Genomic DNA, 12,207 nt, shown 5'->3' with positions numbered 1-12,207 from the left:
CCAGCCCCTCCGGGAGACACACGGAGTGTGGCCACGGAGGGTAGGCTGGCTGACCTACATAAGCCCCGTCCGACAAGCCCTTGGGCGCGGCGTCCGGGACCCGGCGACCGCCGCCGTCGCAGCGGTGCCGGGGCACCTCCGCGAGCGCTCCGGGAAACCCGTTCAGACGCACCTCGCGAGGCGCGACCGGGGGTGGGACGGAGACCGGCAATGCCGGGCTGTCCATGCACTCCGGAAGCCGGAGCGGCGAACGATCTCGCCAGTGCCATGGCCGATGGACACGGGCACCGGTTCCGTCTTGGGGTAGATCGACCTGACTACTTGCGACTCCTCCGGTGTTTCGGCGCGTTCGCTCGGGCCGTCCTTCACGCTTCGGTAACCCGAGGGGCAACGTATTACGGATTCCATCGGCGAATGGTTTCATTCCGGTTGGCGAGCGGTTCGGATAACGCAACGTCGGACGTACGCCGAAGACGGGTTCACGGTCAGGTCGGAGGACCGGAGCGCCCCCTCGGCTCCCCCGCACGGGGGCGATCATGGTGCGTCCTTTCGCGAGCTTCATGCTCGAACGGTGGAGGACCGTTCGAGGGGCAGTCAACTGGTCGGAGAGATCCTACAGTCCAAGGCGTTCCAAGGCGCTCCAGGGAGGGATCGGGACTGCCGGACACCGCCGCCAGTGGCTGGTCGAAACGCCCCCGCCGCGATTCTCTTGCGCCGCGCTGGGCAAGATCCAACAACCGTGCGGGTTGCCAATCGGGCCACCGCCCTCTGGCCGTGGTCAGCGACCCACCTCGAATTCCGAGCGGGGCAGACCTGACTGGCGGATGATCGACATCAGCGTGCCTGTCCGCAGCTCTCGGTGATCCGGAACCGGGACGGTGAGCGTTCCGCCGGCGTCCGTCTTCTGCATCGCGATGTGGCTGCCCCGTCGTCGGACCTCGATAAAGCCGTTGGCCGCCAAGATGCGGCAAGCTTCGCGACCGGACAGGACGCGAAGCCTAGCCAACCGCAACCTCGATCTGAGTCACATAGACTTCGCCTCGCAGGCGCCGGTCGACCTCGCCGGGCGGCGCGGTCTCGAAAAACAGGGCAAGGGCTTCGGCGAGATTGTCGCGAGCCTCTGCCACGGTCTCACCTTGGCTCGCAACGTCCAGCTCGGGGCAGAGCGCTACATAGCCCTCACCCTCGCGCTCAACGATCGCGGTCAAGCGTCGGGTCATTGCAGTTCCTCCATGCATTTACGCTAGCAGGCACCCGGCTCCAGCGCCATCCGTCCCGTTCGGGACGAGAGGGTCGAAGCACACGACCAAATCGGGAGTGGCGGCTCCTCTCGCAGCGGTTGCCCGTTGCCCGTAGCGCCCCCGGCTTCCTAGTGTTCGTACCCGATCCGATTTCAACTGTTGCTCCCAGCCTCCCCGCGCAGGCCCCATGAAACCCATCTTCGAGACCTGCCAACCCCGCCCCGAAGTGCTGGCGGGCGACCTGACCGAGGACACATTCGCGGCCCGGCTCCGCGACGTGATCGACGGAACGGCGGATGTTGCGTACCAGGATCCGGGCAACTTCTTCCGCAATACCTTTCCGACCGATGGGCTGAGAACGCTGGCGCGGGAGGTTCTCGGTCGCCTCTCCGGGAAGGAGCCGGGGAACAGCCCGTTCATCCGCTTGGAGACTTCGTTCGGGGGCGGCAAGACCCACAACCTGATCGCATTGTACCACCTTGCCACGGGCGGCGGGCAGGCGGCGCTGGACGCCGCCGAAGAGAACGCGGCGCGGGGCACCGGGAGTGAAGGAATCGTTCCCGATGCCGACTGGCTGCCCGCCGACCGATGGGCGGTCGCCGGCGTTGTGGGGTCGGATCTGGATCCCGCCGAGGGGATCGCACACGACGGGGTCACCACGTGGACGCTCTGGGGCGAGTTGGCTTGGCAGGCGGGTGCGAGCGCCGGTGGTCCCGAAGGCGGCAAGCGCGCCTACGCGCATGTCCGCAAGGCCGACGAAGCACGGGTAGCGCCCGGCACCGCCTCGCTGGAGCGCGCCGTCGGCGAGCGGCCGACGCTCATCATGTTCGACGAGATCGCGCGCTACCTGCGGGCGGCCAAGGCCGTGCGCGCGAAGAACGGAAAGACCGACCTTGCCGAGCAGACCGTCGCGTTCCTCATGACGCTGATCGAGTTGGCGGCCAGCCGTCCGAACATCGCGTTCGTCCTGACACTGGCCGATTCGTCCGACGCATTCCGATCCGAGACTGTGCGCTTGCAGGCGGAACTGGAGGAGGTGAAGAACGTATCGGCGCGGCAGGAGCGGGTCATCACGCCCGCTTCCGAATCGGAAATCGCGCCCATCGTGCGCCATCGTCTCTTCGAGCGCTTCGACGACTCGGCCGCCGCCGCGGCCGCCGATGCGTACCGGGCATGTTACACCGAGTTGGCCGAGCGCAGGGTCGACATCCCCGAACGTCTCCTCCGCGCGGACCACCATGAGGAGATGCTGAAGAACTACCCGTTCCATCCAGACCTCTTCACCGTTCTCACCCTGAAGACGGCGACGATCCCGCAGTTCCAGAAGACCCGCGGCGCGCTTCGGCTGCTGGCCCGGATGATCCGGGGGCTGTGGGAGTCGCGGAGTCCCGACGTGTGGACCATCGCGCCGTTCCATGTCGATCTGCGCGACGAAGCGGTTCTCAACGATCTCACTTCGCGGCTCGGACGGCCGGAGTTCCGAGCAGTGGTCCAAGCCGACATCGCGAGCGGCCGTTCGGGCAATCCCGCCCACGCGGAGAAGCTGGACGAGCGCTGGGTGGCGGAGGGGAAGGCACCCTACGGCCGTCGGCTGGCCACGTCGATCTTCGTCCACAGCCTCACGCAAGGGATCGCCACCGGGATCGAGTGGCCGGACCTGCTGGCCGCCACCGTTCAGCCCGGAGACGATCCCGAACTACTGCGCCAGACCCTCGCCCGTGCGCGGGGCGAGGAGCGCGGAGCGCCGGGGGAGGCGTTCTGGTTCCTGCACTGGGATGGGCGGCTGTACCTGTTCAAGACCGAACCGAGTCTTGAGAAGGTCGTTCAGGACGAACTCTCGCTCGTGGGGTTGGTGCGCGCCAAGGAGGAGGTGGACCGGCGCATCCAGCGGGTGTGGCGTCCCGGCACCTTCAAACCCGTCTACTTTCCGGCGGAGGCGTCCGAACTCCCCGACGATTCCGGGGCACCGAAGCTGGCCCTCCCTCACTTCGAGGCGTGCGCGGTCGAGGCGGGCGGTGCGAGGCCGCCGCCTCCCGACCTCGTCCGCAAGCTCTTCGCCCACGCCGGGACGACGGAGACGCCGCGCACCTTCAAGAACAACGTGGCGTTCCTCGTCGCCGACAAGGCGGCTTCGGAGCGCATGGTGGCGCTCGCCCAGCGGCACCTCGCCATCGAGCGGATCGTGAAGGACCGGGGGCGCATGGCGCAGTTCAGCCGGGACCAGCGGACGGACCTGCGCGCGATGGGTGCCGCCGCCGAGTTGGATGTCCGGGTCGCGATCACCCGGACCTACCGGCACCTCTTCTATCCGTCGGCCGATGCTCCGAAGCGGTCCGACGGCCTCGCGTACCATGGGATGCCGGTTCAGGAGCAGGGCAAGGTCAGCCGGGACCAGACCGGGATTTTGGTGGGCGTGCTGCGCGATCTGGACAAGGTCCTCACTGGCGACGACAGCCCGATGAACGCCCGCTTCGTGAAGGCCAAGGCTTGGACGAGCGGGGCGGGGGTCATGTCCACGGACGACCTGAGAAGGGAGTTCGCGAAGCGCCTCGGGCTCAAGATGCTCCTCGACCCGGGCCAGTTGAAGAAGACGATCCGGAACGGCTGTAGCCAAGGGGTCTGGGTCTACTACGACCCGAAGCGGGACCGCCCCCACGGTAAGGATTCGCCGCCGCCGTTCGTCGAGATCTCCGCCGACGCGATGCTCTACACGCCGGAGGAAGCCGAGAAGGCGTTTCCGCCCGAGCCGAAATGCGAACGGTGCGGGCGCTCGGAGTGTGAATGTGCCGAGGAGTGCCCCCTGTGCGGACATGCGGAGTGCGCATGCGAGGCCCGTGTTCCCGAACGTCTCGTCGTCACTGCGGACGCTGCGCCGGGAAGGGCGTTTCAGCGCATTGCCGATGGATTCCAGGACGCGAAGCGGGAGTTCATCGACACCCTCAAGATCACTTGCGAGGATCTGTCCGACATGCGTGCTCTCGGCATGGCGGTCCCCCAGTTCCCCAAGGGAGAATACCGGGTGGATCTGCAACTGGTTGCCGAGTTCGGCGAGCGGAGTGCCGACGGCTCGGTGGAAGTCCGCTATCGAGGACTCTGGGACCGCTACAAGCGCCTTCGGTCCACCCTCGAGGCACAGGCTGGAGAGGCGACCAAGGCGGATGTGAAGATCGTGCTGACCGCCTCCTACCCCGAGGGGCTTGCGCCCGGATCCCGGGCCTTCCAGACGCTCCGGGACGTCATGGTGCAGTTGGACATGGGCCGCATCGAAATCCGGGCCGAGGAACGGTCGGCACCGGACCGGGAACCGGCACTCGGATAGGTGACGCCCAATGCCCTCGACAGCCACCGCTAGCCTTTCGCCCCCTTCCTCGCGCCGCAAACCGGCTACCTCGGCCTTCGAGCTAAGGGTGCTTCCCCGCGACGGACTCGGATACGGCGTGGCGCTTTATCGCTTGGACGTCACTCGCGGGGATTCGGGTCCCGACGGAGAGTTGGTGATCCGGGTCTGGGGAGATCCGCTGGCGGGTATCTTGGATCAGGTGCTCGCCGCGATCCGCCGCGCGGGATACCGCTCGACCGATCTTGGCGCGAAGCGCCGCGCGCCGTTCAGGATTGCCGAGGAGGAGGCGGTGCGCCTGGGCCTGCTCTTCGCCGCGCTCAAGCCCCTCCGCAAGCACCGCCGCATCGAAGAGGTGGCGCGGGCCGTCGCGTCGATGGAGCCGGAAGAGGCGCACTACTGGTTCAGCAAGGTGACGACGGGGCCGGAACAGGGCCGGGTTCGCCGGGCGCTGCGCATCATGGTCTCCGATGAGTGAGCGGGAGAACTCCGCTCGATGAGCATGCGAACCAGAACCCTGATCGAGGACTGGCTCCCGATAGAGACGGTCGGGTGCGAGTCCATGCGCGAGCGGGGCGCGTCGAGCGCGCTGCCGCCCCTCTACTTCCTTCACGTCTGGTGGGCGCGGCGGCCGCTGCTGGCGAGCCGGGCGGCGCTGCTCGCCAGCGTCCTGCCTGCCTGGAACCACCTCGCGCCGGAGCACCAGCCGGGCGCGACAGACCGGAGTACCGATGACGAATCGACCACGAATGCTGATCGAGGACTGGCTTCCGATCGAGACGATCGGATGCGAATCCATGAGGGACGCGAGCGCGGCCCGGAAACCGCCGCTGAACCGGCTCCACGTCTGGTGGGCCAGACGGCCGCTCACGGCCAGCCGGGCGGCGCTTCTGGCCAGCGTGCTGCCGACGTGGAGCGAGAGTCTGGCACGATTCTTGAGAGAGAGAGAGAGAGAGAGAGAGAGAGAGAGAGAGAGAGAGAGAGAGAGAGAGTTACCGTTCCGATCAGCGAAGGAATACGAAGATTGGTTCGTTCGGCTCTGCGGGATCTTCGGGGATCCGGTCGCGGCCAGAGCGAAGTTGGCCCGCGCGCGCGAATCGGGGCAGTGGATCAGCAATCCTTACACGCATGATCGCGCTTTCACAGTAAGTCCTTCTTCGGAGATGCTGGACTCGCTCCAGCATCTCCTCAAGTTCGCTTGGGGCAAGTCCCGGCTCGCCGTACTCGATCCGTTTGCCGGGGGTGGCTCGATTCCCTTCGAGGGAACCCGCTATGGTTTCGATACCCATGCCGTCGAACTGAATCCCGTCGCATGCTCCATTCTCCGGGGAACGCTCGACTACCCCTTCGCCTTCGGACCATCTCTAAAGGACGATGTCCAGAAGTACGGCAACCGCCTCGTCAAGCGACTTCAGAGGCAGTTGCGCCCACTGTTCTCAGCCGTCGAGGCCGGGACCGGAGTGGTCGGTGTGGCCTACATCTGGGCGCGCACGGTGGCCTGTCCCTACACGGGCAAGCCCGTCCCGCTCGCTCCGAACTGGTGGCTGGCCCGCTCGGTTGCGAGCGGCAAGGCCATCCTGCCCTCCTTCGAGGAGAACGCGGATCGCGCCACGTTCCGCGTTGTCGATGTCGAGGACGGGACCGGCCCGCGCGGATTCGATCCCGCTCACGGCACCGTCCGGCGCGGCACGGGCCGCTCTCCGTGGGCGAGCGATCAAGCCATCGAAGGGGACTACATCAAGGCGGAGGCCCAGGCGGGACGGATGGGCTCCCAACTATACTGCGTCGCCATCAAGAAGCCGCGCGGCGGATTCGACTACAGGCCGCCGAACGACGAGGACATGGAGGCCGTCGAGATGGCCGAAGCAGAGCTTGCCCGGAAGCGACCGCTCTGGGACGCCCGTGGGTGGGTGCCCGGCGAGGCAATTCCGTCAGGGCTCAAGAGCGACGAGCCTCGTCGGTACGGGATGTACGCCTGGTCGGACATGTTCTCGCCCCGGCAGTTGCTCGCGCTGTGCAGCTACGTCGAGGCCCTTCACGAACTGACCCCCGAAATCGAGAGCGAACTACCGAAGGACCGGGCGAAGGCCGTCGTCACCTACCTCGGGATGGTCCTCAGCAAGGCGGTGAACTACAACTCCTACCTTGCGAGTTGGCACACCGGACGTGCGGTCATGCGAGGCGTCTTCGACCGCCACGACTTCTCCTTCAAGTGGACCTACGGCGAGTTTGACGCCTCCCGCAATCTCTTTCCTTGGGGGCTCGATCAGGTCTGCGATGCCTACAAGGGCATCGCGAAGTTGGCCGAACCCGCGCACCGGATCTTCAAGCAGACCGAGGCGCCCGTCCCGGTGAAAGTGACGCGGGCATCCGCCTCCGACCTCTCCCATGTCCCGGACGGCAGCATCGACGTGGTGCTCACCGATCCGCCCTACTACGACAACGTGATGTACGGCGAGTTGTCGGACTTCTTCTACGTCTGGCTCAAGCGCACGCTGGGGAGGGTCCACCCCGATCTGTTCGCCGACGATCTGGCGAACAAGGACGACGAGGCGGTCGCCAACCCGGCCCGGTTCGCCAGCATGGGCCGCAAGAAGAAGCAGCTTGCCGCCGCCGACTACGAGCGCAAGATGGCCGCCTCCTTCCGGGAGGCGCGGCGGGTGCTGACCGACGATGGAGTGCTGACGGTGATGTTCACCCACAAGAAGGTCGAGGCGTGGGACACGCTCGCCATGTCGCTGCTTGAGGCGGGGTTCGCGATCCATTCGTCATGGCCGGTTCATACCGAGAGCGAACACGGACTTCATCAGGCGAAGAAGAACGCCGCGCTGAGCACGATACTTCTGACGTGCCGCAAGCGGCCCCAAGCCACCGAGCCCGCATGGTGGGACGACATCCGGGGCCGGGTGCGCCGGACGGCCCGCGAGACGGCCGAGGAGCTTCAGGGCCGGGGAATCTCCGGCGTGGATCTCTACATCGCCACGTTCGGCCCCACACTGGCCATCCTGTCAGAGTCGTGGCCGGTCCTCACCTCCGAAGTCGATGAGAAGACGGGCGAACCGAATCGTCTTCGCCCGGATGTCGCGCTTGACCTTGCACGCGCCGAGGTCGTCGAGTTGCGCAAGCGCGGCCTGCTCGGACGCGACACGCGTTTCGATTCCGTCACCGACTGGTATCTGATGGCGTGGGACGCCTTCAAGGCCGTCGAGTTTCCGGGCGACGAGGCGCGAAAGCTGGCGCTCGCGCTGGGTTTGGATCTGGAATCGGACCTCGTGGCCGGGAACAGGCTTCTCCGAAAGAAGGGGGCGAGCGTCGTGCTTCTGGCCCCGTCCGCGCGTCGCGGCAGGGGCCGGGTGGACCCCGATTCGGACATGTTCAGCGTCTGGATCGACGCGGCGCACACGGCCATGCTGCTCTACGCCGACGAGGGCGCGAACGCCGCCGAGAGTTTCTTGAACAGGGCGGGCTTTCGCCGCGACGCCACCTTCGAGTCGCTCGTTCGGGCGCTTGTCCGGGCTGTTCCCCGGGTCAAGAAGAACGGCAAGCTCGTCCGCCCCGAGGCGCGGGCGCTCGACGGTCTGCGGCTCGCATTCTTCCCGGATGTCGACGCACCACCAGACCCAGAGGCCAAGGTGACGCAAGGGGCGCTGCCGCTGGCGGACGGCTGACGATGCTCTCGCCGACCAGTCAGCAAGGCCGTCCCTCCACCAACAGGCCATCCGGCCCGGGGTTGTATTGAGTCTCCCGTCCCATCGGTTCCGCCTCACCTACGGCGCATCGGACGACCGGCTGCACGACTTCTACCTCCCCGCACTGGAACGAAGCGTGCGCTACCGCCGCTCGGCGGGCTACTTCTCAAGCTCCGCGCTCGCCGTGGCCGCCGCCGGCGTGGCGAGGCTGGTCGAGAACGGCGGATCCATGCGTCTGCTCTGCGGAGCCGATCTTTCGCCGGACGACGTGAACGCCATCATGTGGGGCGAGTCGCGGCGCGGGACGGTCGAAAACGCCGCGGAGCGGGCCATGCTCGGCGCTCTTGAACGGGACGAGGGCGACCTTGAATCGGATCTTGAGGCGCGGCTCGAAATCATGGCTTGGCTCGTAGCGCGCGGGAGACTGGAAATCCGGGTCGTGCTGCCCGTGGGCGCCAATGACCTCCCGATCCCGCGACCGGACTCCCAAGAGTACTACCACCCCAAAGAGGGGATCTTCGAGGACGCGGCCGGCAACAAGCTGGCGTTCAGCGGCAGCAGCAACGAATCCCTCAGAGGTTGGCGGCAGAACTACGAGACATTTCAGGTCTTCACCTCTTGGGAGCATGGGGAAGGACAGCATCGGATCCCGGCCTTGGAGGGCTACATCACGCCGATTGAGCGCCGGTTCGAGTCCCTTTGGCGTGGCCAGGATGCCGGTTGGATCGCGCTTCCGCTGCCAGAGGCCGTCCACCAGAACCTTATCAAGCGCGCACCGGCCAAGCGCCGGATAGTCGATCCCCTCGAACGGCGACCGTCGCCGGAGGAGCGGACGGCTTTCCGCTTCGTGCGCCACGCGCCGTTCATGCCCGGTGCGTCGCGCATCGGGATCGAAACCGCAGCCGTCACCCCATGGCCGCACCAGAACCGCGTTATCGATGCCGTGGTCGAGCAGTTTCCGAAGAGCTTCCTCTTCTGCGACGAGGTCGGGCTGGGCAAGACGATCGAGGCCGGGCTGGCGTTGCGCCAACTCATCATCACTGGGCGGGTCCGCCGTTCGCTGATCCTCGCACCCGCCAGCGTCGTGCGGCAGTGGCAGGAGGAACTCTGGGAGAAGTGCGCGCTGAACTTCCCCCGCTACGAACGGGGGACGCTCATCGACGTTCACGGCGGCGAAACGCCCCTCACCGGCTCCCCTTGGGAGCAGGCGGACCATTTGATCGCGTCCAGCCAGCTTGCCAAGCGCAGGGACCGGCGTGAAGAAGTGCTGAAGCCGGTATGGGACCTCGTGCTCGTGGACGAAGCGCATCACGCCCGCCGCAGGGAGTTCGGGACCCGTACCCCGCGGCACAACCACCTGTTGCAACTGCTCTCGGGAACACGGGAAGGACCGGGCATCAAGGACCGGACCCGCTGCCTCTATCTCCTGACCGCCACGCCCATGCAGGTGGATCCCGTCGAGGTCTGGGATCTTCTGAAGCTGCTCGGACTGGAGGGCCGCTGGGGGGCGGGGGAGGACTACTTCCTCCGGTTCTTCGAGCAACTCCGAACGCCTCCCGGCCAGAGGGATTGGCCGTTTCTTCTGGAGATGACGCGGGACTATTTCGACACCGGGGGGCGGCTCGATCCCGCGTTCGAGGAGATGGCTTCGCGCAGACTGGGACCGGTGTCTTGGAACGCCGTCAAGGACCTTCCCAAGACCATCAAGGCCCCCGCGAAGGTCAAGGCTCTCGATCCGGCCGCCCGGCATATCCTGGGCCAGATGGTCCGGCACCATACGCCGATCCGGACCTTCGTCTGGCGCAACGGGCGCGGACTCCTGCACCGGTACAGGGAGCGCGGGATTCTGGCCGAACGGGTTCCCAAGCGAAACCCGACGAACGAATGGATCGCCTTCACGCCGGTCGAGCAGGACCTCTACGACCGCATCGAGGAGTACATCTCCCACTTCTACCGGCTCTACGAGGAACGGCGAAAGGGACTCGGATTCGTCATGACGGTGTACCGCCGCCGCCTTACAAGTTCGTTCCATGCCGCGCGGGCGAGCCTGGGGCGGCGGCGTGGATTCCTCATGGATCCGGACGCCGAGGTCTCCGGCGCGCTCTCCGAAGAGGACCTCGAACAGGACGACCTCGGGCTCGATGCGGCGGAGGACTTGGCCGCACCGGATGCCGAAGCCCGCCGGATCGAACTCGAATACCTGGACGACTTCATCGGCGAGCTCGAAGCCCTCACCGTCGACTCGAAGCTGGAGTTCCTCAAAGGACAGTTGGGGCGGATCTTCCTGTCGCGCGACTCCGCGATCCTCTTCACCCAATACACCGACACCATGGACTACCTGCGCGACAGCCTCCGCGCCGTCTACGGGTCGGGCGTCGCGTGCTATTCGGGGCGGGGCGGCGAGTCGTGGGACGGCGAGCGCTGGATTCTCCGGAGCAAGGAGGCGATCAAGGAGGAGTTCCGCAAGGGAGAGACCATCAGGCTGCTGCTATGCACCGAGTCGGCAAGCGAGGGCCTCAACCTCCAGACCTGCGGGGTTCTCATCAACTACGACATGCCGTGGAACCCCATGAGGGTCGAGCAGAGAATCGGTCGCATCGACCGGATCGGCCAGCGCCACGATGAGGTTCATGTCCACAACTACTTCTTCAAGGACACCGTCGAAGCGAAGGTCTACGAACGGCTCAGCGCCCGGATCGACTGGTTCGAGGACGTGGTCGGGACGCTCCAGCCCATCCTGCACAACGTGGGACGGGCGATCGGGAAGCTGGCGATGATGGAGCGGGACGAGCGGGATGCCGCCTTCGGAGACACCGTTTCCGAACTCGAATCGCAGGCTGGATCCCGGGACCGGACGGCCATCGACCTGGACGAACTGGTGGACCACAGCGTCCCGGCATCCGTCGAGTCGGCGAGCCCCGTGACCCTCGCCGACATCGAACGCCTCTTCCTGAACTCCGAGTGGACGAGACACCGGCTCCAGCCCCACGAAACGATTGATGGGGCCTACTGGCTCCACCCCGACCCGAACAACCGTGCGGTCACCTTCAGGCCGCCCGTCTTCGACCGTCACCCGTCCTCGGTGGAACTGCTCACCTACGGGAACCCCACCTTCGATGACCTGCTGCTCGAAGTCGCCGAGCCGTCCGGCGACGAGTCCGCCGATCCCTCGCCCGCCGAAGCCGGGGCGGCCCTCGTGCTGCACGACTCCGGCTCGCCACCGGTCGCCGTGTGCGTAGTCAAGGAGAAGAGTGGCGTCTACCGGGCCGCGACGTTTGAAGAGTACGAACAGGCCGCCAGCAAGCAGGATGCCAATTGGTCCGATTCCGAAGGACAGCGCGCTTCTGCTGTGCTCCGCCAAGCCCGTGCCCGCGTGGAAGAGGAGGCCACCGCGGTCTCGCATCGAATGCGGAGGGCCAAGCTTCGTGGCCTCCGCGAGGAAGCTCGCCGGATTCTCCTTCATAGCGCGCACATCTTCGAGGCCCGGGAGGGACTGTTCGCGGCCAGCGGACTCGAACGGCTCCGGAGGGAGGGCGTCCCCTATCGCGCCCTCATCAAGTTGGCTGGCGGGAGCATTCCCCCGATGACGCCTTCGGATCCTTACCGGCTGTCGCTGGAGGGCAAGGCCGATGCCGTCCTCACCCGCAACCTGAACGGCCTGAAGGAACAGGGCATGGAGGTGTTGCGGCGGTATGCGGCGGCATCGGAAGGGTAGCTGTGCAATGTCCGTCTCGATGCCCGCAAATTCCCGCTACTTGATGGCGATTCTCCCGCAATTCCCACACGGCGAAAACAGGCCGCAGCCCAATTGTAGGAGTGGCGGATCGTGCAGTCCTGTATGAACTTACATGATCTCCTACCGTGATTCGGGCCGTCCGAAATCTGCTGGACCAGCCGCTCAAGGTGCTGTGTGAGCTGGGCGGCTGGAAGACGGCCAAGA

Annotated in this window: 6 protein-coding genes; 4 read left to right on the top strand and 2 right to left on the bottom strand. The window is 66.3% G+C overall.

Going from position 1 to position 12,207, the window contains the following annotated elements:
* Window positions 1-778: 778 nt before the first annotated feature.
* Together OXN85_13655 and OXN85_13650 are read right to left on the bottom strand one after the other, a co-directional pair.
* A complete protein-coding gene (locus tag OXN85_13655) occupies window positions 779-1,006 on the bottom strand; it encodes a type II toxin-antitoxin system HicA family toxin (protein MCY3601006.1) in 228 nt (75 codons plus the stop codon).
* Window positions 999-1,220 (bottom strand): type II toxin-antitoxin system HicB family antitoxin, encoded by a 222-nt coding sequence (locus tag OXN85_13650; protein MCY3601005.1) that lies wholly within the window; start codon window positions 1,218-1,220, stop codon window positions 999-1,001. The genes OXN85_13655 and OXN85_13650 overlap by 8 nt, the downstream gene beginning before the upstream one ends.
* Before the next feature lie 208 nt (window positions 1,221-1,428).
* On the opposite strand from OXN85_13650, the gene OXN85_13645 reads away from it, so the two are divergent.
* The 4 genes from OXN85_13645 to OXN85_13630 all read left to right on the top strand — a co-directional run bounded on the left by OXN85_13645 (window position 1,429) and on the right by OXN85_13630 (window position 11,982).
* A complete protein-coding gene (locus OXN85_13645) occupies window positions 1,429-4,560 on the top strand; it encodes a DUF499 domain-containing protein (GenBank protein ID MCY3601004.1) in 3,132 nt (1,043 codons plus the stop codon).
* Between the two features lie 172 nt (window positions 4,561-4,732).
* Window positions 4,733-5,056, top strand: coding sequence for a hypothetical protein (locus tag OXN85_13640; GenBank protein MCY3601003.1), 324 nt, complete (start codon window positions 4,733-4,735; stop codon window positions 5,054-5,056).
* Window positions 5,057-5,741: 685 nt separating this feature from the next.
* Window positions 5,742-8,246: a DUF1156 domain-containing protein gene (locus OXN85_13635; GenBank protein MCY3601002.1), complete on the top strand. Its 2,505-nt coding sequence runs from the start codon at window positions 5,742-5,744 to the stop codon at window positions 8,244-8,246.
* 67 nt (window positions 8,247-8,313) lie between these two features.
* Window positions 8,314-11,982 (top strand): helicase-related protein, encoded by a 3,669-nt coding sequence (locus OXN85_13630; protein MCY3601001.1) that lies wholly within the window; start codon window positions 8,314-8,316, stop codon window positions 11,980-11,982.
* Window positions 11,983-12,207: the final 225 nt, after the last annotated feature.

This window comes from Candidatus Palauibacter australiensis, from assembly GCA_026705295.1.
Taxonomy (GTDB): Bacteria; Gemmatimonadota; Gemmatimonadetes; order Palauibacterales; family Palauibacteraceae; genus Palauibacter; species Palauibacter australiensis.
This window is presented reverse-complemented; position numbering and strand designations above follow the sequence as displayed.

Coding starts and splice junctions, on each gene's coding strand:
- OXN85_13635 (MCY3601002.1), top strand. CDS start 5,742: ATGCTGGACTCGCTCCAGCATCTCCTCAAGTTCGCTTGGGGCAAGTCC.
- OXN85_13645 (MCY3601004.1), top strand. CDS start 1,429: ATGAAACCCATCTTCGAGACCTGCCAACCCCGCCCCGAAGTGCTGGCG.
- OXN85_13650 (MCY3601005.1), bottom strand. CDS start 1,220: ATGACCCGACGCTTGACCGCGATCGTTGAGCGCGAGGGTGAGGGCTAT.